This window comes from Rothia sp. HMSC069C01 (assembly GCF_001814655.1).
In the GTDB taxonomy this organism is placed as follows: domain Bacteria; phylum Actinomycetota; class Actinomycetes; order Actinomycetales; family Micrococcaceae; genus Rothia; species Rothia dentocariosa.
The window spans coordinates 470,424-494,247 of the sequence record NZ_KV817408.1; the positions used below are offsets into that span (position 1 = coordinate 470,424).

Genomic DNA, 23,824 nt, shown 5'->3' on the forward strand with positions numbered 1-23,824 from the left:
TATGATGAGAAAGTCGGTTATTGCAAATTGCCGTATTTTTAAGATTCAGGAGGTACCTTATGGGACGCATCGCTGTCGTGACAGACTCAGCCGCTGCCATTACCCCTGAAATTCTTAAGGAACGGCAAGAACGCGGTGGCTTTGCCGTGGTACCCATGCCGGTATCCGTTCAAGAGACACCCGCACGTGCAGGCATCAGGGGCACACGAACCGAGACAAATACCCGCGATTTAACCGGTCTTAGCCTCGAGGAAATTGACGAAGCCATTTTAATGGCGCATGTCCTCGGAAATACGGTCCATACCTCCGGTCCTGCCCCCGGTGTCTTTGCCGATACCTACGATACCCTTGTTGATGAAGGGTACGAGCATATTCTGTCGATACACCTCTCGGGAGAGCTCTCTGGAACCGTTGAATCAGCGCGAGTGGGTGCACAGCTTTCTAAAGCGCGAGTGACCGTACTTGATTCCCGTACCGTCGCCGGAGCCTATGGGCATGCGGCATTGCACGCCCATGATATAGCCGATATTTGCGATAGTCCTGAGGAACTTGCCGAAGTAGTTACCGGTATATGCGCCGAGACCGATATTTATTTCTACATTCCTACTCTCGATGCGCTTCGCCGCGGGGGTCGTGTCTCGCCCGCGTTGGCAATGGTCGGGCAGATGTTCCAGATCAAGCCTATCGGCACGGTTGCGGATGGAAAACTGACCTATGTTGAGCGCCCCCGTACCGCAACGCGCGCGAAAGAACGCCTCACGCAGATTATTCGTGACGTTTGTACCAAGCACCAATCGGTAAAAAAGCATCCTGCAGCTGCGGCTGCGCAGCACGACGTACGACCAACCGGTCACGTAGTAGCGCTTCACCATATGGGTAACCTTGCGGAGGCTAAAGCCTTGCAAGATTCGTTGGGCGCCTTCGCTTCGGACGCGGTTCTCAGCTCTCTCCCGCCCGTATTAGCGGCGCATTCCGGACTGGGAGCACTTGCCGCTGTCATCTATTAGCCATACGATGTGAGAATGTCATTTTTCTTTGTGTAGCCGCTAAAATTACCCGATTCACCCGCAAAAATTGGCGCAATCCCTGTGGATAGCCGGTTTTTGTGTCCCGCTTAAATAGTTATCCACAGAATATAGGAACCGCCCGGCGGGGGCATAAGCACGCGGCTAGGCTTGCACTATGACCCGCGATAACGCCCACCAAGCATTTCACCCACTAAGCTCTTCTATGCAGACGCTACCCGAAAGAGCTGAGACGTCGGTACCAGCGCAGGAAGCTCAGACAGAGAAGCAAAGCCCCTATGGGATCTGGGATGACGAGCCCACAGAACGTCTTATGCCGCATGATGATTTTGCGGAAGGGTCTGCTTCTTCTGCCTCGGTGGGGAAAAGCCCTCGAAGACTCTACTCAGATTCTTACGAACAAACCATGTATGAGCAGCATGAGTCGGCATCTGAACAGCTCTTAAGACGAGCTAGACAACGCGCCACTCATAGCACCAAACCAGACGATTTGGCGGAAAGCTACTACGAGGGTACACAGCAGCAGATCTCCGCGGTAAAACCTGCGCACAACCCTGCCAATGAACAGCACGGCGAGCACACTACTCACGTTATTGCACAGCGCGAGAATATGCCCGAAGAGCTCATTCAGGATGAATGGGACGAATGGGAAACACCAGCGAAAACCCGTGCTTTTCGGTGGAAGGTTCCACCCTATGCCGTCTTCGTTTTAGCCTTGGGCGTTCTGGGAATTATTCTCTGGGGGTTGCTAGGATTTACGCCCACTCCGCAAGCAAACGAAGAGTCTACCAGTAGCGCCCAGGTGGCGGCGCCAGGGGCTAGCTCATCCGTAATTCCGAGTGCCACCCCTTCGGATTCATCTGCGCAGAATAAGGTTCCGAATAAGAATGGCACTATTCGAGTGCATATAGCTGGAGCAGTCAAAACTCCTGGCGTGCAAACGCTCCCTGCTGATGCCCGCGCCATTGATGCCCTTGAAGCCGCAGGAGGCGCAACCCCGGATGCCGACCTCAACCGGGTGAACCTCGCGGGCAGCCTTAGCGACGGCACACAGCTTTACATCCCCAAGACAGGGGAGACCGCTGCACCGGTACTTGCCGCACCAGCCGGAGGAAACAGTGCTTCACCCAACGGTTCTCCGGGAGCCGCGCAAAATCCTGCGGCACCGAAATCTTCTGCGGGCACTGGGCAGCAGGGCGCACCGGGTTCTCCTATCAACCTAAATACTGCGACTGCTGAGCAACTGCAGACTTTGCCGCGCATTGGTCCTTCTCTAGCCGCCCGCATTATTTCTTGGCGTGATGCTCACGGAGGCTTCAAAAGTGTTGATGAGCTGGATGCAGTACCTGGCATCGGTCCCTCTCTCATGAGTTCGCTGCGCCCGCTCGTCACAGTCTAAATCCGTTAGCGTCAAACAATATAGGTAATGAGCCGCATCATGAGTTTTCTGCACATTCCGCCTAAGCTCAAACCATATCTCACCCGAAATTTCGCCCGTACTGAGTGGATGCGCTATCGCTGCGACCATAACCGCGAATGGTTTCGCGCTGTCAGTGCCATTATTCACCTTGATATACGGCTTATAGTCTCGGCGGTCGTACTCTGGATTTTCACGCTGGCCGCCATGTATCACGGTACTTTTCAGCCCTATAAATACTGCGTTTTAGTGGCTATTAGCCTGCTCGGAATAATCACCATAACGCTCAATACCTTCTATGGACGCAAAATCGCCCATATTCTTTGTCCTATCCTCGGGCAGTTCATGTTCATTATGCTCTTGGTGACTCTGCAAGCTGTCCTGCTCATGCTGACCGGAACGGACTCCAGCCGCACGACCTTAAGAGATGCCGAAGGAACCTCGTTACGTATAACCGGAGTCATCAGGGAAATACGCCCTCTTGACTCGCATACGAATATGATCATTCTCAGCACTGACACGGCTCAATACCGTAATCTTCGAGCACCAATTCATGAAGATATTCGTATTTACAACAACACACAAAAACAGCAGCTTAACCCCGGAACCCGGGTTAACGCGCTCGGAACCCTTGAAAATAAAGGCACCACCGCATTCCTAAAAGGTGCAAGCATATTCCCTCAACCGAACCAAGATCTTGAGCACACACGCGCCCTAAACACTAGGATGCGCGATTACGCCCGCCGACACCTCGATGCCGAAACCACGGCGTTACTTCTAGGTACCGCCTATGGCGATGACTCCGCGATGCCCAACACCAGTAAGGAAAACTATAAGCTTAGCGGGCTCAGTCACCTTACCGCAGTCTCTGGAGCAAATATCGCCATCATTTTCATGGCTGGCTACCGTTTTGGAATTCTCGTGCGTGTTCCACGCCGCCTTATGATCGGAATGGGTATTACCGCCGTCGTTCTCTACTCCACGATTCTCACCTTTGAGGGATCCGTAATCCGCTCTATTCTCATGGGGTCACTAGGGGCTTTGGCGATGCTCCGCGGCACCGGGAGAAATACTCTTAGCGCGCTCGCCACCACTATCGTGTTCTGCCTCATCACTGCGCCGAAACTCGCTGGTGATCTCGGCTTTGTGCTCTCCACCGTGGCTACGGCATCGCTGATAGCACTCGGACCCTCACTCACGCGTCTCTTGATGCGCGTCCTACCGCACACCCTCGCCGAACTTATAGCAGCTTCCGCCAGCGCCTCGCTCTGGTGTACCCCTGTGATTTTAGGTATCAGCGGCAAAATACCGCTCTATACCATTCCCGCAAATATGCTTGCCGCTCCACTAACCGCGATCACCTTGTTTGCTGGTCTTGCCGCGTTCCTGAGCTACAGCATCAACTTCACGGCCATCACGGATATTGCTCTTATTCTCGGTAGAATACCGGCACAGGGCATCGAATACATAGCGAAATATTTTGCACAAGCACCCGCAAATCCACTCGATGTAGATGTTACTCCGACATCTATAGCTTTTGCTGGAGTTACTGTCTTTGCGGGTAGCCTGCTGATATGGCTCTGGGATTACCGTATTTACAAGCGCGAGCTTCACCTCGATTATGTACGTATACCCGGTACTCAGCATGCAACCAGCACGCGCCGTCAATCACCAACGCACCAAATCGGTCAAAGACACTTCGGTATGATAGAAACAGCAACACACCGAACGAGCAATGAGGTACCGTGACTCCCAGGGGAAGCTCATCACGCGGCAACTACCGCGGCCAACGCGCTAATAAAGCGCTTGATAACGCATGGCGCACCGTAGATCCCGCACCGGTCATCATGCTCCACGGTTCCGAAGAGTATTTCGCTTCACGAGCACGTGAACGTCTGCGCACCGCTTTTTATAGCACCTATCCAAATGCAGACCTAGTCACCATTAACGCTTCCACCTACACTGCGGGGGAACTCACTCTCCTCGCGAGCCCGTCGCTCTTCGGGACTGCCAAAATAATAGATGCTGACAACGTCGCCACCATGAGTGAAGACTTCCTTAACGATGTTCTCAGCTACATTGCTGCCCCAGAATCCGACATTATGCTCATCATGCAGCATTCCGGCGGTAACCGCGGCAAAAAACTTATTGATGCCATACGTAAAAACCACGTTCTTATTCCCTGTAAACCGCTCAAAGCCGAGCGCGAAAAAAAGGAATTTGTCACCGGTGAATTCCGAGCGGCTAAACGCACTATCGATCCCGGCGCCCTACGTCTACTCGTAGCCGCCACCAACGACACCGCCGAACTTGCCTCTGCCTGTGCTCAACTTCAAGCAGATATTGCGGGAAATATTACCGAAGAGATCGTGAACCGTTACTATGGCGGGCGAACCGAAGTTACTGCTTTTCGGGTGGGAGACGCCGCCGTTACGGGAAACGCTACAGAAGCGCTTAGGCTTTTGCGACATGCTTTAGCAACGGGAACAGAACCTATCCCTCTGTTGGGGGCACTTGCCATGCGTATTCGCAATATTGCCCGCGTGCATCATGTGCGTGCCAGTGCCCAGGAACTTGCCCGTGAGGTAGGTATGGCTCCGTGGCAGGTTGAACAGGCGCAACGCGACGGAAGGCGTTTCACCGGGGAACAGATCGCCCGTATCGTGCAGCTACTTGCTGATGCCGACGCACAGCTCAAGGGGGAGGGCCTAGACCCGGTATATGCGGTTGAACGCGCGGTACTTGCCATTGCGTTGCCTCATAACCGCTCATAAATGCATTTTTATTTTGCTCATATATGAGCTAGGGAAAGATTTGCGTCATAAGGCATAATGGACTCCATGCTACAAACACTGAAAAAAGCATTCTTCGCCGTTTTGCCTTCGCTTCGGAAAGCAGCAGAAGATGCTCTGCGCGATAATGCACAACAGTCGCAAGCACAGACCAACCACGATTCTGAACAACCTCAGACATCAAATGCGCCGAAACCAGGCCCCGGTGCTTCTAAGTCTGCGCCCTCTCAACAGCAGAGTTCGCAGGGACAGGGCTTAGACTATCCAGGAGACTATCGCGGGTCTATTGACTTTGAGTATTCTCCCTCATTGGACGGCGATCCAGATCCTGGTGAGATCGTGTGGACTTGGGTTCCTTACGAAGAAGACCATACTCAGGGGAAAGACCGCCCGGTCATACTTGTAGGGCGTGACGGGGAATACCTGCTTGCCTTCATGATGACCAGCAAAGACCACAACAACCGCGATTATGCAGATTCTAATTATCTAGATATTGGTTCAGGCTCTTGGGATTCCCAGGGTCGGGCCTCCGAGGTCAAACTCAATCGCGTCTTACGGGTGCGTCCTGAGAACATGCGCCGTGAAGGGGCAATTATGCCTCACGAGACTTTCCGCCTTATCGAACAAGCCTACAACCGCCGTTAATCTGCGGTTGTACCTATCTCAAAAGCGCAAAAATCATACATCATCCTTGAAATAACAGGTATTCTTACAGGCATTTATCTGCTATGATTTGTGGTTGAGTGTCTGGTGGTCATCAGGCACTGCTGACTGGTTGCCATAGGCATCCCCACGCCGCTCAGTCGATGATCGGTCAGCATAGCCCTCACCGACCAATAAGACAAACAGAAAGTTTAATCGTGGCTAATATCAAGTCCCAGAAAAAGCGCATCCTCACCAACGAGAAGGCTCGTCTGCGTAACAACGCTATTAAATCTGAGCTGAAGACCGCAACCCGCCGGGTTAAGGAAGCTGTTGAGGCACAGAACAAGGAAGCTGCCGAAGAGGCACTGCGTTTTGTGAGCCGCAAGCTGGATAAGGCTGTTTCTAAAGGCGTTCTGCACAAGAAGAACGCTGCTAACAAGAAGTCCGGTCTAGCGCATCTGGTTAACAAACTTTCCTAATGTCAGCCTCTGTATGAGGCGCATTGCGAAGTGATAGGGGTTCCCCGTCGGTTCTCTCCCGGCGGGGAATTCTTTGTGTCCGCCGACCGTGCCGGTTCGCGCTTCCAGTGTGCATTATGGGAAAATAAAAGATAGTTGTGCCAGCTGCCTGATGAACCTCCATGAAAGGAATATGCGAGTGGCTCCTCTGTCGAAAAATCCGCCAATACCGGCGGCTACCGACCCCGCGATTATTCGCAACTTCTGCATTATTGCACATATTGATCATGGAAAATCCACGCTCGCTGACCGTATGCTTCAGGCAACTGGCGTTGTCGCGCCGCGCGATATGAAGGCACAATACCTTGACCGCATGGATATTGAGCGTGAACGAGGCATCACCATTAAGTCCCAGGCAGTACGTATGCCATGGGAGATCGACGGTACTTCCTATGCGCTCAACATGATCGACACTCCGGGACACGTTGACTTCACCTATGAAGTCTCTCGCTCACTTGCCGCATGCGAAGGCGCTCTGCTTCTTGTTGATGCGGCACAGGGGATTGAAGCCCAAACTCTCGCCAATCTCTACTTGGCAATGGAGAACGATCTTACGATTATTCCTGTCTTGAATAAGATCGACTTGCCCGCCGCTATGCCCGATAAATATGCTGAGGAGCTGGCAAACCTTATTGGCTGCGAGCCTGAGGAAGTTCTGCGGGTTTCGGGTAAAACCGGTGAGGGTGTAGAAGCTCTGCTGGACCGTATTGTCGAAGGCATACCCGCGCCTGTGGGGCAGGCGGACACGCCAGCCCGCGCCATGATTTTTGACTCAGTGTACGATTCCTATCGCGGAGTGGTCACCTATGTGCGTGTCGTAGACGGAAAACTTGAACCGCGCCAGAAAATCAAGATGATGTCTACCGGCGCAGAACACGATCTGCTTGAGATTGGGGTAATTTCACCCGACCCCATTCCCTCCAAAGGGTTGAGTGTGGGTGAAGTGGGTTATTTGATCACTGGCGTGAAGGACGTTCGGCAATCCCGCGTGGGCGATACCGTAACCTCTGCTGTAAAGCCTGCCGCAGAGTCACTAGGCGGCTATGAAGACCCGAAACCTATGGTATTCTCTGGGCTATTTCCTATTGATGGTTCAGATTATCCGGCGTTGCGAGATGCCCTAGACAAGCTCAAGCTCAACGATGCTGCGCTTGTCTACGAACCCGAAACTTCTGCAGCACTCGGGTTTGGTTTCCGGTGTGGCTTCTTAGGCCTGCTGCACCTTGAAATCGTGCGCGAACGCTTGGAACGCGAGTTCAATCTCGACCTTATTTCGACCGCCCCCAACGTTATTTATGATGTTGTGGACGAATCGGGTAATGCAAAGCGCGTGACTAACCCAAGCGAGTTCCCCGAGGGTAAAGTCGCAACCATTCGTGAACCGATGGTGGCATGTACGATTATTGCTCCCAGCGACTATATTGGGGCGATCATGGAGTTGTGCCAGTCGCGCCGCGGGCAAATGGGCGGCATGGACTACCTATCTGAGGATCGCGTTGAGATGCGGTACCGCCTGCCGCTGGCCGAGATTGTCTTTGATTTCTTCGATCAGCTCAAGTCCCGTACTCGTGGGTATGCATCCTTGGACTGGAAGTTCGATGGTGAGGAAGAGGCTGACCTGGTGAAGGTCGATATCCTGCTTCAGGGTGAGAAAGTGGATGCTTTCTCGGCTATTACCCATCGCGACAAGGCCTATTCGTACGGTTTGATGATGACGAGTAAGCTTCGTGAGCTAATACCTCGTCAGCAATTTGAGGTTCCTATTCAGGCTGCTATTGGTTCTCGCATCATTGCCCGCGAGAATATCCGCGCTATGCGCAAGGACGTGCTGTCAAAATGCTACGGTGGCGATATTTCGCGTAAGCGCAAGCTGCTGGAAAAGCAGAAGGAAGGCAAGAAGCGCATGAAGATGGTCGGCCGCGTCGAGGTACCGCAAGAGGCATTCATCGCCGCCCTATCTTCGGGCGAAGAGAAAGAGAAGAAAGATAAAAAGAAGTAAATCTTTACCGTCTTTCTTGCGGGTAGAGACCTGACTCCAAGAAAAGAGCGTCTCTACCCATCATTTTTGCGCACACGCACTCGGCTAGATTCTCATGAAGGAGGCATTGTATGGCACCCGCGCAACCGGTTGGCGCGCCCGCGCCGCGTGACGGACGCATCCCAGCCTCGTGTGCGCACGGGTGCCAAAACCGTGATTTTAGCCTCTACGTACATATTCCGTTCTGCTCGGTGCGATGTGGGTATTGTGATTTCAACACTTATGCCACCGAAGATTTTGGTGACGGGATAGGGCTGGGTACGTATGCGGACGATGCTACAGCTGAGATTTTCTTTGCCGCTCGCACTCTTGAAGCATCCGGGGTGGTAAAGCGGCCGTTGCATACGGTATTCTTCGGCGGGGGTACGCCCACGAAACTCCCTGCGTATGATTTGGTGCGCATCCTGAAAACTGCAATTGATATTTTCGGTATCGAAGATGGTGCTGAGGTCACCACCGAGGCTAATCCTGACTCTGTCACCTATGAGGATCTGCAGACGTTAAAAGACGGCGGATTTACGCGTGTTTCTTTTGGTATGCAATCTGTTGTGCCCGAGGTTTTGAAAGTTCTTGACCGTACCCATACACCCGAAAATGTTCCTAAAGTTGTGGCGTGGGCGCGAGATATTGGTCTTCAAGTATCGATAGATTTAATTTATGGATCTCCGTCAGAAACGCTGGAGCAGTGGGAGCAAAGTGTGCAAGCGGCGATTTCTTATCAGCCAGACCACATTTCTGCATATTCTTTGATTGTTGAAGACGGTACTAAACTTGCCGCACAAATTCGGCGCGGTGAATATACAATGCCTGATGATGACCTCATGGCAGATATGTATTTGCGTGCAGAAGATCTTCTCATGCAAGCCGGATATCGGTGGTATGAGGTCTCGAATTATTCTCGGTCTGAGCATACTCGAAGTGACCATAATATGGCGTATTGGCGTAATCAAGACTGGTGGGGAATAGGACCGGGAGCACATTCACATATAAACGGTACCCGGTGGTGGAATATTAAACATCCCATTCCTTATGCACATCGTGTTCGGGCTGGGGAATCACCGGCCGCAGCGCGAGAAGTTTTAGACTCAGGAACTCGTTCTTTTGAGGCAATTATGCTGCTGATTCGAGTACGTGGAGGTTTGCCTATGAGCGAGCTTCTGGCCGTGCATCCTGCCGCTGACTTGGGGGATTCTTTACAATGGTTGCTCGCACAAGGACTTATTGAACCCGACATTTTTACAAATACTGGTGCGCCCAACCCTGATGCTTCAGTAAAACTTACGTTGCAGGGCCGACTTTTAGGTGATGCTGTTACTCGAGAATTACTTCCAGATATAAAATAAATGTCTCGTAAAATATGCGAGAATACTTACCCCAAAAATATAATTGCCTTAACTTTCAGGATAAAATAATTGAATTACTAGACATTAGGTTGAAACTAAGGTAGAGTTTATATTGGCAGGACGGTATATGTTACAGCGTGTTGTCGTCTTTGCTGAAGTTGAGTGAATACGGTTGAAGGTCCCTTGTGTATCAGGGGCCTTCAATCGTTAACAGGCGTTTTATATGGTATGTAATATGCGTATAAAAATAAAGGGCCACATATTCCATATCGAAATAGTGACCCGGGGTGCCTTATACGATGTATAAGTCTGTTTATACGCGGCGCTCGGCTGCCTGTTGTTGCTGTTGCCCTTCCATTTCTTCTCGGTGCTGCTTCTTCTTTTCTTTGAAGTCTTCAGCAGGCTTGAGGAAAAGGTCAAGGATACGCAGGTTGAGCTTGTACCTATGAGGTTCTCCTTGGGCGGCGTAGATGCCCGCAATTACGGAACTGATCGCCATATAAAGCCACAGAATAGCAGTAAAGAACATCATGAGGCTTGCCATGCCGGGTACGAAGCTCAAAATGAGAAGAACAAGAATCATGATTGAAGGCAGAAGCGTAAAGTTCATGGCTTCACGTGACTCTTGCTCAGTGAAGGGGGCGCGGTCACGATACAAATAGTAGATAGCAGCGGCAGGCAAAAACCCGATGATGCCGCTAAAGTGAGCAAAAGTCGCCATGCTCCGGTCCTGCGACACAGGCAAAGGTGTAATGTTTCGTTTATGCCCCTCCGGGCGAGTATCTTGAACCACAGAAATCCTGATTATTACTCGTCTATTTTGCTCTGCCGTACACATGCCTCAATTGGTGCACCTGTACAACCTAAAATCCTTATTTATTGTAACGTGTTTTACCGAACGCCTCGCCAGAGGCGCGGCATAGACAACCTGAGCTACTCACATTACCTTATTCAGTCAGAAAATCAATGAGCGACTCAACAGGTCCTAGCAGCGTAGGATCAAGATCGGAATAAGAGTCAACTCGGGAAAGAATACGTTTCCAGGCGTTTGCCACGTCTTCCTGGTTTTGATGTGGCTGTCCCAACCGACGTAGAATTCCTTTCTTCCAGTCCTCACCTCGAGGCACCTGCGGCCATGCCGGAATTCCGAGAACCTGCGGCTTGACGGCCTGCCAAATATCAATGAAAGGGTGCCCCACAATCTTAATATTTCCAGCAGCGCCGGGAACAGCTAAAGCCTCCGCCACAACACGTTCTTCCTTGGTGCCTTTCAGAAGATGATCCACAAGAATTCCAAGTCGTCGCTCTGGGCCGGGGAAGAACTCTTTAACGGCAGTTGCTAAATCATCAACACCATGAAGGGGCTCGACCACAATACCTTCAACCCGCAGATCATGGCCCCACACTTTCTCGACGAGTTCCGCATCATGAAGCCCCTCAACCCAGATTCTGGATGCGCACGCCACCCGCGCTGGAGCGTTTTCAACTGCTACCGAACCAGAACGAGAAATTTTGCGCCCTGAGGTCTTTCGTGGTGTTGGGGCAACAATCTCAACCGGTTCGCCCTCAAGAAAGTACCCGATTCCTAAAGGAAAATTTTTGACCCGTCCGTGAGCGTCTTCAAGCCCGAAAAATATTTCTCCACCGATACGTTCGGCACGCACTACTTCGCCAACCCACCCGTTAAGATCCTCAAGGACCATCCCGCGTTTTAGCTCGACCCGACGAGGAGGAGCAGGCCTGTTATTTATTGAGGCACGTGATAGATCTTGTGCACCCCAAGCGTATCGTTCACTCATATCTTGCATCCTTCGTACAACGGCACCACGGATATTGCCTGGTTTCCGCAGGTTAGCTTTTGGCAGAACCCATCCAATTCTAAAGTATTGATAACTCGCTTCTGGCGAAAGACTAGTACCGCTAGGGGCTACCCGGCTATGATAAAAGTAGTTTTTAGCACTCTCTCAACAAGAGTGCCAGATTATGCTTTGCCAGATTATTAACCACCGATAGGGTCGCAAGGAGTACCATGTCACACGAACGCCGCATGCGCATATTGCAGGCAATCGTTGAAGACTACGTGCGCACAGGCGAACCCATAGGTTCAAAGACGCTGGCACAGCGCCACCATCTTCAAGTATCCAGTGCCACGATACGCAATGATATGGCAGCTTTAGAAGAACAGGGACTTTTGAGCGCACCGCACGCCAGCGCTGGGCGTATTCCTACAGAACAGGGATACAGGTTCTTCGTCGATGCTCTAGCCGCGCCGCGTGCTCTCTCTGCAACCCAAGTGTCGGCGTTACGGCAAATTCTTGAAAGCGCACACAGCGTAGAAGATATGATTGAAGCCGCCACCCGAACACTTGCGCATCTCACGCATCAGGTGGCGCTTATCCAGTACCCAACACGTAACGCTGGAACTCTCTTGCATCTTGAGTTCGTACCCCTGGATTCACGCACGCTCTTAGCATTGCTTATCAGTGATCTTGGCACAATCCACCGGGTCACTGTGATACTGCCAGAGACTACAGCCTTAGCGCATGATGAAACTGTATCAGCTCTTGCAGCGATTAAAGAAAACCTGCTTAAAATGCTTCAGGGTTTACCTTTCGAAAACATAAGTGCATTGCTGCCAGAAGCGCATCATCCAGCGTTGCGAGGCCGTTCTCCGGAACTCACCGAAGCTATCGTGGATCATCTGCGAGCACAACCTTATTTTGAACGAGATATTCGCTTCGCGATCTCTGGCACCTCAAACCTAGCACGAAGTCACGACGACTTCTCGGCGAGCATAGCTCCCATTTTGGATGCGCTCGAAGAACAAGTTACGCTGCTTCGCGTGCTGTCTCACGCATCGGTTCAAGAAGCCGGGTACAGTGTAAGGATCGGTCACGAGAATACGGAGCAAGCGCTTCAAGGAGCTTCTATTGTCACTGGTGAATACGATTCACCCGTTGTAGTTTCATACAACAAACAACATTTACCAGATAATGAAGGCGCCTTGGGGAAGCATACGGCAAAACTTGGCGTGGTGGGTCCAGTCCGCATGGATTACCGTGGTAACATTGCGGCGGTGAACGCGGTAGCTCGCTATCTAGGTCATGTCTTAGGCACACGAGCATCATGACATCGTGCGAGTAATTCCTCAGAACCCCGTAAACTTACCGATTTTATATTGACACCATATCCGGAGCACTCCGGTACGAAAAGGATAGAAGAAACACGTGAGCGATCACTACTCAACTCTTGGAGTCTCGAAGGATGCAAGCCCCGAAGAGATCAAAAAAGCGTACCGTAAAAAGGCGCGTCAACTGCACCCCGACGTTAACCCATCCGAAGAGGCAGCTGAGGAATTCAAACGTGTAACCCTCGCCTACGAAGTACTCTCAGATAACGAGAAACGCCGTAATTACGACGCTACCGGCGATGAACAGGGTCGTGCAGGATTCCCTGGAGGCGCAGGAGGGTTCGGCGGCTTTGGCTCAGGAAGTTTCGGGTTCCAAGACCTCTTCGATATGTTTACCGGAGGCGGTGGACAAAGCGGTCCCGCATCCCGCGTACGCCAGGGACAAGACGCACTTATCAACGTCTCGATATCCCTTAAAGACGCAGTTTTTGGCGTCGAAAAGACTGTAGAGCTTAACACGGCCGTCACTTGTAAATCCTGTGAAGGTGAAGGAACCGCTCCCGGAACCCACCCCGAAACCTGTGAGACCTGTCATGGCCAGGGATTCATGCAGCGCCGTGTTCAATCCATCCTAGGAACCGTCATGCAGCAGGTAGAGTGCCCCAGCTGTCAGGGATATGGCACCGTCATCAAACACCGCTGCCCAGAATGCCACGGACAGGGCCGTGTGGGCGAAAAACTCCCGCTGACCTTCACCGTTCCCGCCGGTGTTAATGACGGAGCCCGCATACGTCTGCGAGGTAAAGGCGAAGCTGGACTCAATGGTGGTCCCAATGGCGATCTTTATATTGATCTCAACGTTAAGCGCGATAAATACTTTGTTCGCGATGGTGATAATCTCACCACAACGGTGAATATTCCTATGGTCGCAGCCGTTTTAGGAACCACCGTACCCTTAGAAACCTTCGATGGGGTTCAAGAGATCACCATCCCTGAAGGCGCACAAAGCGGCGACATCGTAACTTTGAACGGCTTAGGTGTTACCCGCCTTCACTCCGATAAACGCGGAGACCTACAGGTACGTATTCAGGTCACAACACCGACCAATGTAAACTCCGAACAACGTGAGTTGCTCCAAAAATTCGCTGAACTTCGTGGAGAAGACTTGCACGAAGGCACCCACGTCAAACAAAAACATGGTCTTTTTTCGCGACTCAAAGACCAATTTAAATAGACAACATTCTTTGTATCCGAAGTGTTCTGAAAATCCTAGTACGGTAAGATGAAACACTTCGGATACAGCTTTATCAAGGATCTTATGAGCGCCCCCATTTTCTACATTACCGCCAAAGAGCTAGCCAGCTGCACGGCAGGGAGTACATTTACTCTAACTGGCCCGGAAGCGCATCACGCCAAGGTGAAACGCTTAGCTATAGGGGAGAACCTTGACCTTGCAGACGGCCAAGGGCATCGTATCCACGGTATTGTTTCAGCGATTTCCTCTAAAGGACTTGAAGTTACAGTCCAAAACTTAGATAAGGATGATAACAGCCTCTCAGTTTCCCTTGTGCAGGCACTCGCCAAAGATAACCGAGACATATTGGCAATTGAGACCGGCACCGAACTTGGAATTCGGAGCGTTATCCCGTGGAGTGCCGATCGCTCTATCGTGCGGTGGAAAGGGGAACGCGCTACTAAAGCTCACCAAAAGTGGCAAAATACTGTCTCTGCCGCCGCTAAGCAATCGCGTCGAGCACTCATTCCTACCGTGGAAGAGCTGTATTCTTCGCAGGAACTCGCAGAACATATACGCGAGCTCACGGCTCAGGGAGCGTATGTCTATATTCTGCATGAACAGGCCACTGAACCCTTAAGCGAATATCTGCGAAAGATTGGGTACAGCCCTGATAATCCCACCAGAATTTATATTCTTGTAGGACCTGAAGGAGGCATCACCGAGCGGGAAATCGAACTTTTCACGCGGGCGGGTGCGCACAAAGCACTGTTAGGAACTGAAATTCTGCGAGCCTCCACTGCTGGTGCCGCAGCACTGTGCACTATCAACGTAGTGTTGGGACGCTGGTAAGTAACGTTACACTTATTTAAGAACCAACAAGCCAAGGAGCTTACTTTTGACGACTACCTCACGACCTCTCTCAACGGCACGTACCGTATCTTTCAAAAGCGCCGCAGAGATGATAGCGGTTCTTGGTCCTCAAGACGCGCATCTCACTATTGTTGAGGACTATTTTGACAATATTTCAATTCGTCCCAAGGATCTTGATCTTCTTATTTCCGGTCCGTCCGTGTCTGTTACCACGGTTGCGAAGCTTCTCAATGAACTTCGTGTACTCGCTAGTCACGGTACACAGATTACAGTACAAGTTATCCATCGTCTGATGGGTATGCTCGGTGATGAAATTTCAAATCCGGCACATACGCTCTCAGCGAGTATTCTTTCAACACGCGGTACGACGATTCGCCCGAAGACGGTAAACCAGAAAAAATATGTGGATGCTATTGACGCAAATACTGTTGTCTTCGGCATTGGTCCCGCTGGTACCGGTAAAACATATTTAGCTATGGCAAAAGCAGTGCAAGCCCTACAAAGCCGCGAGGTTAACCGAATTGTCTTAACTCGCCCCGCAGTAGAAGCAGGCGAGCGTCTAGGCTTTTTACCGGGAACTCTCAACGATAAGATTGACCCTTACTTGCGTCCTCTCTATGATGCTCTACACGACATGCTTGAACCGGAGGCTATCCCTAAGCTTATGGAGGCAGGAACAATTGAGGTTGCCCCCCTCGCATATATGCGCGGGCGTACATTGAATGACGCTTTCGTCATCCTTGATGAAGCACAGAACACGACGGCTGAACAGATGAAGATGTTCCTGACTCGTTTAGGTTTTGGCTCCAAGATGGTAATCACCGGCGATATTACACAGGTTGATTTGCCGGGTGGCCAAGCTTCGGGGCTTAAACAGGTGCGTAATATTTTGACCGGGGTTGATGACATTGTTTTTAGCACCCTGGATTCCTCTGATGTTGTGCGCCATAGTCTAGTGTCTAACATTGTCTCCGCGTACGATCAGTGGGGCGAAGATCAAAAGGCTATGGAACGTAAACGTAATCGTAAAGTTAAGCGCGCCACGATTGAAGCTGCGGCTGAGAAACTTTTGGATCGAGCCGGAATTAACGGTGGTGAGTCTGGGGAGAACCAGTCACAGCAGAAGGGTGGACAACGCTAGTGGCTGTACTTGATTTTCATGTTGAGGACCCTAATGAGAAGCCTGGTAACGTCACGACTCAGCTTATTTATGATGCTTTTGCGTCAGTAGATACTGAAGTTCTCAGCAATCTGGTGGATTACATCTTCGCGAAGCTTTTCATAAGCAAAGATACTTATCTCTCTATCGCCGTTGTTGGGGAGAAGCAGATGGAGAAGATTCATCTGGAATGGATGGACTTACCTGGGGCAACCGATGTCATGAGCTTTCCAATGGATGAGCTTGTTCCCGGCACTGAAGATGAGCTTGCCCAGGGTATGCTGGGCGATATTGTGCTCTGCCCGCCGGTTGCGGCTCGTCAGGGTGCTGACGCCGGGCATTCCACGCTTGATGAGCTATGTCTGCTGACAACGCACGGGATTCTCCATTGTTTGGGGTATGATCATGGCAGTGCACAGGAAGAAGCTGAAATGTTTGGGCTTCAACGCTCTTTGCTTGAAGGCTTCTTGGGACGTGCTGCCCCCGTCGAGACCCGACATTAGGGGTATTTATGGTCGGGCTATTACTCTTTATCCTTGCTCTAATCGCAACGGTTTTAGCGTTTACAATCACTGTTGCGGAAACCGCCTTTGTCTATTTACCGCGCACTGAGGCAGAGGAAGTCGCGCAAGAACACCCACATAGTGTTTTTGCGCGGGTTTTGACCGAAGCAAGTACCGGAAATGACGAGCGGTATACGCATCCCTTGCGGCTGGCGCGGGTTCTTACGACCGGGGTGGCTACTCTTGCCTTTATGGTCGCTATCCTTAGCATAGTCGAGCATCACTGGCTGGCTGGGCTTATTACTCTGGCATGTGTCGCGTTAGTGGGATATCCGCTGCTTACGGTGTTGGCCCGGGCTTTAGGCCGAAACCGCGCGGTTGTGATGTTAAAAGGTCTTGCTGCTCCTGTGCATTTCACCGCGATTACTCTCGGGTGGTTGTCGTCTTTTCTTGATGCACTTGTACATAAGGCAGCACCACAGCGTGTTTTAGATGGTCCTGCCGGTGTTTTTGCCGAAGATGAGCTTCGCGAGTTCCTGGATCGTGCCTCTGATGCTGAGACTATTGAAGATGATGAGGCACAGATTGTTCAGTCGGTTTTCGAGCTTGATGATACGCGCATCCGCTCTATTATGGTGCCGCGCACAGATATGTTGACTGTTGAGGCTAATGAGAGTATTGAGAACGCGCTTAGCCTTTTTCTGCGTTCGGGATATTCGCGTATGCCGGTGATTGGGGAATCAAACGACGATGTGCTTGGCATCCTATATCTCAAGGACTGCATGCAGGCTCATCTTGCCTATAGCCGCGGTGATGCGCCAGAGCCTAGCATTATCTCTCTTATGCGTGAGGCACGTTTTGAGCCTGAATCGAAAAAAGTTATGGATCTTTTGCGACAAATGCAACGGGAATCAACGCACGTTGCCGTCGTTGTTGATGAGTATGGCGGTACCGCCGGTATGGTCACGCTTGAGGACCTTATCGAAGAGCTCGTTGGCGATATTTCGGACGAATATGACAACGAGAAACCTGAGTATTCCCTTCAGGAAGATGGAAGCTTCAAAGTTTCGGCGCGCCTAAGCATTGAAGATCTTGGAGAAATTTTTGGGATTGACCTTGACGATGAAGATGTAGATACCGTAGGCGGTTTGTTAGCGAAGCACCTAGGAAAAGTACCTATCGTGGGGTCTGAAGTCACGGTTGAGGGTATTACCATTCGTGCCATTGGTAGCAGCGGGCGGCGCCATCAAGTTGATATGTTACGAGTGTACCGTCAAGAATCGCAGCCTCACTTAGGAGAAGAATCAAACTCACCGGAGGGCACAGGCTTCAATACGCCGCTAGATTCATCTTCTTCTCAGCAAACATTCAACTAATTTTTATACGCTTAGCATTTCATCAGAAACGAGGAATCATGGATATCGAACGTGGCGGCTCTGCTCAGCCTGCTTTCCCTGAGCATTATCGTGCAGGGTTTGTATCTTTAGTGGGGCGTCCCAACGCTGGAAAATCGACCCTTACGAATGCTTTGGTAGGGCAGAAGGTGGCGATTACATCAAGTCGCCCCCAAACAACACGCCACACGATTCGCGGTATTGTGCATCGAGACGATTATCAGCTGATCCTTGTTGATACTCCAGGTATTCACCGCCCTCGTACCCTTTTGGGGGAGCGACTTAATGATCTTGTTGCGGGCACTCTTTCTCAAGTGGATGTCTTGGGGTTTTGCATCCCGGCAAACGAGAAAATTGGTCCCGGTGACCGTTATATTGCTTCTCAGTTGGTGGCTTCAAGTAATAAACCTGTCGTGGCAATAGTCACAAAATCTGATACTGTCGGTAACGATCAGCTTTCTGAACAGCTTATAGCGGTGCAGGCTCTTGGCGAAGAGGTAATGAGCGCAGAACGCGCCGATCGAGCCCGCCGGGCTACGCATCGTGAGAATCGTGTATCGCGTAGCAAGAAAGACAATAAAAATATACCTTTTGCCAAAGGTTCAGGTCCCGCAGCTCAACGACGAACTGGCAAAAATTATGAGCCCACAGTCCATGACGGTCAGGGTGGTTGGGCTGATATTATCCCGGTTTCAGCGGTACAGCACTTTCAAGTCGATGCCGTTGCTGACGTTTTAGCAAGTTACATGCCGGTTTCACCTCCACTCTATCCTGAGGGTGAACTTACAGACGAACCTGAAGCTACCATGATCGCAGAATTTGTGCGTGAGGCCGCCTTAGAAGGCGCGCGTGAAGAACTGCCTCATTCTATTGCCGTTACCGTTGAGGAAATGAACTTTCGAGAAGGCCGTTCAAAAGATAACCCCTTGCTGGATGTACATGTTAACCTGTTTGTGGAACGCGAATCGCAAAAGTACATTATTATCGGCAAGGGTGGTTCTCATCTTCGGAAGATTGGTACACAAGCGCGTGAGCAGATTGAGGCTATGCTAGGCACTCGTGTATACCTCAATATTCATGTCAAGGTAGCTAAAGAGTGGCAATCTGATCCCCGAGCGCTGAATCGTCTAGGTTTTTAAGCGGTCCTGATACATAGAAAGAGAGTTGGTATGCCTCAGGCACCTTCTATGAAGAGTAGTGGTCGCCATATGCGCCACGGCATCATGAAGTCGGCGCGTAACAAGTGGATTGCGCTCTTGAGCGTCTGCATGTTGGTCGTCCTCATGGGCTTCGGCGGAGCTATTCTGCTGCGTCTGCGCGCAAATTTGCATACTGAGCCGCTGAATATTAGTGACTTCACGGGTGCGGTTGAAAATGGTGCACTCGACATTCTGATTATTGGATCGGATACCCGTAAAGGTAATAATGGCGCCTACGGGAACGATGATGACCGCAACTCAGAAGCTCGTTCCGATGTGATGATGCTCCTGCAGATCAGTGCAGATCGCAAGAACGTAAATGTGCTGTCCTTTCCTCGTGACTTGGTGGTTTCGATCCCAAAATGCACCGACCCCAAGACTAATAAAGCCTATGAAGCTGAGGATGATATACAAATCAATGAATCATTGGCACGCGGCGGTCCGGGATGTACGGCAGCTACTATCAGCAAACTCACGGGCGTACACATTGACCACTTCATGCTGGTAGATTTCAATGCTGTTAAAGAACTCTCTCGCGTAGTAGGCGGCGTCGAAGTCTGTGTAGATAACCCCGTCAACGACGAGTACAGCGGATTGAATCTACCCGCTGGCAACTCGAAGGTCGAGGGAGAGCAGGCGCTTGCATTCCTACGTTCACGCCACGGCTTTGGTGATGGCTCTGATATTGGTCGTATTCAAGCTCAACAGGGGTTCTTGTCAGCTCTGCTTCGTAAGGTCAAGGCAGAGGGAACACTCGATAATCCAAATAAACTTTTGAATATTGCGGAGGCTATCACCCAGAACGTCACGGTTGATGATGATCTGGGCAATCCCAACGAGATTGCCGGTATCGGTGCGACCATTGGCGGCATCGACCTGTCCGAGGTGGTTTTTGCAACTATCCCAACCGAGCCGTGGAACCAAGATCCCAACCGCCTGCAGCTTACCTCTGAGGCGCAGTCGGTGTTCCAGCGCCTTCGTGATGATAAGTCGTTGAAGGTTGAAGAAGCTAAGCAAGGCGATAATGCACCTGCACAGCTTGATAAGTCGATACCTATCACCGTGTATAACGCTACGGGCATTGACGGTCGTGCTGCAGCCCTTGCTCGTATCATCGGTAATCTTGGATACACAAGTGTAACCCCGGCAAGTACTGCCGAATCTGTTTCTACCACCACAATTTCTTATGGCGAGGGTTACGAAGCTGAGGCGCGCGAAATTGCTGCAAAGATGAATATCACGCGGGTAGAGCCGAACGCTCAGGTTACCGGCGTAACGCTTACCATCGGCACCGATTTCCCCAGTGGTGATGCGATGGAGAAACAAGATTCGCAGATCGCGGGTGGAGCTGCCGGTCAGACTGCTGATCAGGCCACCTGCCAGCATGCATTTGCTTATTAATGTAGTAAGGCTTTGACGCCTACTTTACGGGAGGTGCCGCCTAAGGTTTAAAACCTTAGGCGGCACCTCCCGCTTCTGCTTCAGCAGGTACGTCTTGGAAAATTTCTATTCCATATGATGGACGAGAGGAGTGTTGGGAAATAGCTCCTCTTCTGTCTCGTGGTAGCGTTGAGATATGAAGACTCTCGGCGACTGTGCAGTTTCGCATCTGCTTCTCCTTATTCGCCGGAACGGGGCTTAGTTATTTCCGCACCCGTTCCGGGTATTTTGTGCGGCGCATTTTCGCGATTTATCACACCCGTTTATGAGCCTAATTTCAAGGCACGATTCTCAAGGAATTTAGTATGCAAAACTTCCAGCAGCCTTCGTCCATGCCAGTACATAAATATCGTCCTTTTCACGAGCAGATTAAAGTTGATCTGCCGGATCGTACTTGGCCTTCACATGTAGCTACTCAAGCGCCACGTTGGTGTGCAGTTGATTTGCGTGACGGCAACCAAGCATTGGTCGATCCCATGGACACAAAACGCAAACTGGCGATGTTCGATTTACTCGTTCGTATGGGGTACAAAGAAATTGAGGTTGGTTTTCCCTCAGCGTCACAAACTGATTTTGATTTTGTGCGCACTCTGGTAGAAGACGGACATATTCCGGAAGATGTCACCATTCAGGTTTTGGTACAGGCGCGAGAGCATCTGATTGCTCGTACCTTTGAAGCCATCGAAGGCGCTCCTCAAGCCATTGTTCATTTTTATAATTCAACTTCTGTGCTGCAGCGCCGCGTAGTATTCCGTCAAGATGAAGACGGTATCTTGGATATTGCTCTGCAGGGTGCACGCCTGTGTAAGAAATACGAAGAGCAAATGATTACGGATACCAAGGTTCTGCATGAGTACTCGCCGGAATCTTTTACGGGGACCGAGCTTGAGTATGCGGCGCGCGTATGTAATGCCGTCGCAGATGAGCTTGAGGTCGGCGTCAATGGTCGCGAGCTCATCGTAAACCTGCCTGCTACCGTTGAGATGGCAACGCCTAATGTTTACGCAGACTCTGTGGAATGGATGAACCGTCATCTCAATCACCGTGACCACATCGTTTTGTCCCTACATCCCCATAACGACCGTGGTACGGGTGTTGCCGCCGCCGAATTAGGATATTTGGCGGGTGCTGACCGCATTGAGGGGTGTCTTTTCGGCAATGGGGAGCGCACCGGTAATGTCGATCTGGTTACTCTGGGCTTGAATCTCTATACCCAGGGGGTCGATCCTCAGATTGATTTCTCTAATATTGATGAAATCCGCAAAACCGTTGAATATTGTAACCAGATGCCGGTTCATGAGCGTTCCCCCTATGGCGGCGATCTGGTGTTTACCGCTTTCTCTGGCTCGCATCAAGACGCTATCAAGAAGGGTTTTGAAGCTCTTGAAACTAGTGCGGCCGAGCAGGGTAAGACTGTGGACGAGGTTTTCTGGGAAGTTCCGTACCTTCCTATCGATCCACGAGATTTGGGACGCACCTATGAAGCCATTATCCGCGTGAATTCGCAGTCTGGTAAGGGCGGTGTTGCATATCTGCTGAAGAAGGATTACGGCCTGGATTTGCCCAAGCGTGCCCAGGTTGAGTTCTCACAGATTGTGCAGGCTCGTACTGATGCCGACGGCGGCGAGATGACCTCGCAAAATCTGTGGAATATTTTCACGGATGAATACTTGCCTGCTCCTGATGATCAGCCTCGTTGGGGTAAGTATCGTATTGAGTCGATCAATATTGAGTCTGCTGACACGGGCTCGACATCCCTTCGCGTAGGGCTGAATATTGATGGTCATCTCTTTACCCGTACCGGTACGGGAACTGGTCCCGTGGATGCGCTTCAGAGTATTCTTCGTGACGAAGGCGTAGATCTGCGTGTGCTCGATTATTCTGAACACACCATGTCCTCCAGCTCAACCGCAAACGCTGCCTGCTATATTGAGGTTGCTATTGATGCGCGTGTGCTTTGGGGCATCGGGGTGGATGACTCGACCACTCGTGCAGCGCTGAAGGCTATGGTTTCAGCTGTGAACCGTGCGTTGCGTGATGAAGCGCATTCATCATCCATCTAAAGGTAAATCCTGCCTGTAAACACGGGGTTCTAGTGGTACATGTGCTGCTAGAACCCTGCTGTTTGTTAGGGAACGCGTGAGGACGACGGTTCACAAACCCAGACATGCGTTATCAGGTACGGTATTCTTGATTATCGTGGAGTATATTCAAGCAATTATTCTAGGTTTCGTACAGGGCCTTACCGAGTTCCTTCCGATCTCGTCGTCTGCCCATTTGCGCATTGTCGGTCAACTGTTGCCCGAAAATGTTGATCCTGGTGCCGCTTTTACCGCTATTACCCAGTTGGGGACTGAGACGGCGGTCCTAGTCTTTTTCTGGCGTGATATTGTGCGTATTATTCGTGCCTGGTTCGGTTCGCTCACCGGTAAAGTCAAGCGAGATGACCCTGATGCACGTATGGGATGGCTCATTATTATTGGTTCAATCCCCATTGGTGTTCTGGGTTTCCTCTTGGAAGACTACATCGACACCTCGTTCAGGTCTTTGTGGATTGTCGGGGCGCTTCTGATCGTTTTTGCTGTCTTCCTTGCGGTGGCCGATCGTTTCGGTAAGGAACAACGAGAGCTTAAAGACCTCAATATGAATCATGGTCTAGTCTATGGTTTGGCACAATCCTTAGCTCTTATCCCAGGTGTTTCTCGCTCGGGCGGCACCATTATGGCTGGCTTGTTCATGGGATACACTCGTGAGGCTGCAGCCCGCTACTCATTCCTGCTGGCGATGCCTGCTGTGTATATGTCTGGGCTTTATAAGGCCAGTAAAGTGGTTATCGGTCAAGAACACCTAGAGTATTACGGTTTGCTCTCCACGCTCATCGCAACCGTGATTGCTTTTGTCGTTGGTTATTTGATCATCGGTTGGTTCCTCAAGTATGTATCGACTCGGTCATACAGTATTTTCGTGTGGTACCGCATTATTCTGGGCACGCTAATTTTCGTAGGCCTGGGTACAGGCTTTATTACGTCGTAGTACGCTTTGAGCGTTCACCATGTCATACCCGTCCGCTAGGTTGAGCTGGGCGGGTATGCTTGTAGGTAGATTTTTGGTCGT

Annotated in this window: 20 protein-coding genes; 18 read left to right on the forward strand and 2 right to left on the reverse strand. The window is 51.0% G+C overall.

The features are described 5' to 3' along the window. Positions 1-59 precede the first annotated feature (59 nt). The 8 genes from HMPREF2981_RS08745 (at position 60) to hemW (ending at position 9,778) form a co-directional block, all read left to right on the forward strand. A complete protein-coding gene (locus HMPREF2981_RS08745) occupies positions 60-1,007 on the forward strand; it encodes a DegV family protein (RefSeq protein ID WP_070662438.1) in 948 nt (315 codons plus the stop codon). 175 nt (positions 1,008-1,182) lie between these two features. Next, a complete protein-coding gene (locus tag HMPREF2981_RS08750) occupies positions 1,183-2,424 on the forward strand; it encodes a ComEA family DNA-binding protein (protein WP_070662441.1) in 1,242 nt (413 codons plus the stop codon). 39 nt (positions 2,425-2,463) lie between these two features. After that, the gene (locus HMPREF2981_RS08755) at positions 2,464-4,191 is read left to right on the forward strand and encodes a ComEC/Rec2 family competence protein (RefSeq protein WP_246825429.1); all 1,728 of its coding nucleotides are present in this window, start codon (positions 2,464-2,466) and stop codon (positions 4,189-4,191) included. Continuing rightward, positions 4,188-5,216 (forward strand): DNA polymerase III subunit delta, encoded by a 1,029-nt coding sequence (gene holA, locus HMPREF2981_RS08760; protein WP_070662444.1) that lies wholly within the window; start codon positions 4,188-4,190, stop codon positions 5,214-5,216. The genes HMPREF2981_RS08755 and holA overlap by 4 nt, the downstream gene beginning before the upstream one ends. A 66-nt stretch (positions 5,217-5,282) precedes the next feature. After that, positions 5,283-5,879 carry a type II toxin-antitoxin system PemK/MazF family toxin gene (locus tag HMPREF2981_RS08765; protein WP_070662858.1) on the forward strand — a complete coding sequence of 199 codons (597 nt, stop codon included), beginning with the start codon at positions 5,283-5,285 and terminating at the stop codon, positions 5,877-5,879. Positions 5,880-6,094: 215 nt separating this feature from the next. Then, positions 6,095-6,358 carry a 30S ribosomal protein S20 gene (gene rpsT / locus HMPREF2981_RS08770; RefSeq protein WP_004004703.1) on the forward strand — a complete coding sequence of 88 codons (264 nt, stop codon included), beginning with the start codon at positions 6,095-6,097 and terminating at the stop codon, positions 6,356-6,358. Positions 6,359-6,536: 178 nt separating this feature from the next. Beyond that, positions 6,537-8,396: a translation elongation factor 4 gene (gene lepA / locus HMPREF2981_RS08775; protein WP_070662448.1), complete on the forward strand. Its 1,860-nt coding sequence runs from the start codon at positions 6,537-6,539 to the stop codon at positions 8,394-8,396. Positions 8,397-8,506: 110 nt separating this feature from the next. After that, positions 8,507-9,778, forward strand: a complete 1,272-nt coding sequence (hemW, locus tag HMPREF2981_RS08780) for a radical SAM family heme chaperone HemW (RefSeq protein WP_070662451.1) — start codon at positions 8,507-8,509, stop codon at positions 9,776-9,778. Positions 9,779-10,091: 313 nt separating this feature from the next. Here the strand turns inward: hemW and HMPREF2981_RS08785 are convergent, their stop codons facing one another. Together HMPREF2981_RS08785 and HMPREF2981_RS08790 are read right to left on the reverse strand one after the other, a co-directional pair. Beyond that, entirely contained in the window at positions 10,092-10,499 is a 408-nt protein-coding gene (locus HMPREF2981_RS08785) for a DUF4870 domain-containing protein (RefSeq protein WP_004004700.1), read from the reverse strand. Positions 10,500-10,725: 226 nt separating this feature from the next. Next, positions 10,726-11,577 (reverse strand): DUF3097 family protein, encoded by an 852-nt coding sequence (locus HMPREF2981_RS08790; protein WP_246825430.1) that lies wholly within the window; start codon positions 11,575-11,577, stop codon positions 10,726-10,728. Positions 11,578-11,807: 230 nt separating this feature from the next. Here HMPREF2981_RS08790 and hrcA point away from each other — a divergent pair, with 230 nt between their 5' ends. The 10 genes from hrcA to HMPREF2981_RS08840 all read left to right on the forward strand — a co-directional run bounded on the left by hrcA (position 11,808) and on the right by HMPREF2981_RS08840 (position 23,743). Continuing rightward, complete coding sequence (gene hrcA, locus HMPREF2981_RS08795; RefSeq protein ID WP_070662460.1) at positions 11,808-12,908, forward strand: heat-inducible transcriptional repressor HrcA; 1,101 nt, start codon at positions 11,808-11,810, stop codon at positions 12,906-12,908. 97 nt (positions 12,909-13,005) lie between these two features. Beyond that, positions 13,006-14,142, forward strand: coding sequence for a molecular chaperone DnaJ (gene dnaJ / locus HMPREF2981_RS08800; RefSeq protein WP_004004697.1), 1,137 nt, complete (start codon positions 13,006-13,008; stop codon positions 14,140-14,142). A gap of 84 nt (positions 14,143-14,226) precedes the next feature. Beyond that, entirely contained in the window at positions 14,227-14,994 is a 768-nt protein-coding gene (locus HMPREF2981_RS08805) for a 16S rRNA (uracil(1498)-N(3))-methyltransferase (protein ID WP_070662859.1), read from the forward strand. Between the two features lie 46 nt (positions 14,995-15,040). Then, positions 15,041-16,156 carry a PhoH family protein gene (locus tag HMPREF2981_RS08810; protein WP_070662463.1) on the forward strand — a complete coding sequence of 372 codons (1,116 nt, stop codon included), beginning with the start codon at positions 15,041-15,043 and terminating at the stop codon, positions 16,154-16,156. 65 nt (positions 16,157-16,221) lie between these two features. Next, complete coding sequence (gene ybeY, locus HMPREF2981_RS08815) at positions 16,222-16,677, forward strand: rRNA maturation RNase YbeY (RefSeq protein ID WP_246825462.1); 456 nt, start codon at positions 16,222-16,224, stop codon at positions 16,675-16,677. A gap of 8 nt (positions 16,678-16,685) precedes the next feature. Continuing rightward, positions 16,686-18,053, forward strand: coding sequence for a hemolysin family protein (locus HMPREF2981_RS08820; protein WP_070662469.1), 1,368 nt, complete (start codon positions 16,686-16,688; stop codon positions 18,051-18,053). A gap of 38 nt (positions 18,054-18,091) precedes the next feature. After that, complete coding sequence (locus tag HMPREF2981_RS08825) at positions 18,092-19,210, forward strand: GTPase Era (protein ID WP_004004692.1); 1,119 nt, start codon at positions 18,092-18,094, stop codon at positions 19,208-19,210. A 30-nt stretch (positions 19,211-19,240) separates the two neighbouring features. After that, positions 19,241-20,671: an LCP family protein gene (locus tag HMPREF2981_RS08830; protein WP_013399089.1), complete on the forward strand. Its 1,431-nt coding sequence runs from the start codon at positions 19,241-19,243 to the stop codon at positions 20,669-20,671. A 344-nt stretch (positions 20,672-21,015) separates the two neighbouring features. Next, a complete protein-coding gene (leuA, locus tag HMPREF2981_RS08835) occupies positions 21,016-22,773 on the forward strand; it encodes a 2-isopropylmalate synthase (protein ID WP_070662472.1) in 1,758 nt (585 codons plus the stop codon). A gap of 136 nt (positions 22,774-22,909) precedes the next feature. Continuing rightward, positions 22,910-23,743 carry an undecaprenyl-diphosphate phosphatase gene (locus tag HMPREF2981_RS08840; protein ID WP_172884759.1) on the forward strand — a complete coding sequence of 278 codons (834 nt, stop codon included), beginning with the start codon at positions 22,910-22,912 and terminating at the stop codon, positions 23,741-23,743. Positions 23,744-23,824: the final 81 nt, after the last annotated feature.

Excerpts from the sequence above, each read along its gene's own strand:
- hrcA (WP_070662460.1), top strand. The coding sequence starts at position 11,808 with ATGTCACACGAACGCCGCATGCGCATATTGCAGGCAATCGTTGAAGAC.
- HMPREF2981_RS08805 (WP_070662859.1), top strand. The coding sequence starts at position 14,227 with ATGAGCGCCCCCATTTTCTACATTACCGCCAAAGAGCTAGCCAGCTGC.
- HMPREF2981_RS08750 (WP_070662441.1), top strand. The coding sequence starts at position 1,183 with ATGACCCGCGATAACGCCCACCAAGCATTTCACCCACTAAGCTCTTCT.
- HMPREF2981_RS08830 (WP_013399089.1), top strand. The coding sequence starts at position 19,241 with ATGCCTCAGGCACCTTCTATGAAGAGTAGTGGTCGCCATATGCGCCAC.
- HMPREF2981_RS08765 (WP_070662858.1), top strand. The coding sequence starts at position 5,283 with ATGCTACAAACACTGAAAAAAGCATTCTTCGCCGTTTTGCCTTCGCTT.
- HMPREF2981_RS08825 (WP_004004692.1), top strand. The coding sequence starts at position 18,092 with ATGGATATCGAACGTGGCGGCTCTGCTCAGCCTGCTTTCCCTGAGCAT.
- hemW (WP_070662451.1), top strand. The coding sequence starts at position 8,507 with ATGGCACCCGCGCAACCGGTTGGCGCGCCCGCGCCGCGTGACGGACGC.
- HMPREF2981_RS08785 (WP_004004700.1), bottom strand. The coding sequence starts at position 10,499 with ATGGCGACTTTTGCTCACTTTAGCGGCATCATCGGGTTTTTGCCTGCC.
- HMPREF2981_RS08755 (WP_246825429.1), top strand. The coding sequence starts at position 2,464 with ATGAGTTTTCTGCACATTCCGCCTAAGCTCAAACCATATCTCACCCGA.
- HMPREF2981_RS08745 (WP_070662438.1), top strand. The coding sequence starts at position 60 with ATGGGACGCATCGCTGTCGTGACAGACTCAGCCGCTGCCATTACCCCT.
- HMPREF2981_RS08790 (WP_246825430.1), bottom strand. The coding sequence starts at position 11,577 with ATGAGTGAACGATACGCTTGGGGTGCACAAGATCTATCACGTGCCTCA.
- HMPREF2981_RS08820 (WP_070662469.1), top strand. The coding sequence starts at position 16,686 with ATGGTCGGGCTATTACTCTTTATCCTTGCTCTAATCGCAACGGTTTTA.
- leuA (WP_070662472.1), top strand. The coding sequence starts at position 21,016 with ATGCAAAACTTCCAGCAGCCTTCGTCCATGCCAGTACATAAATATCGT.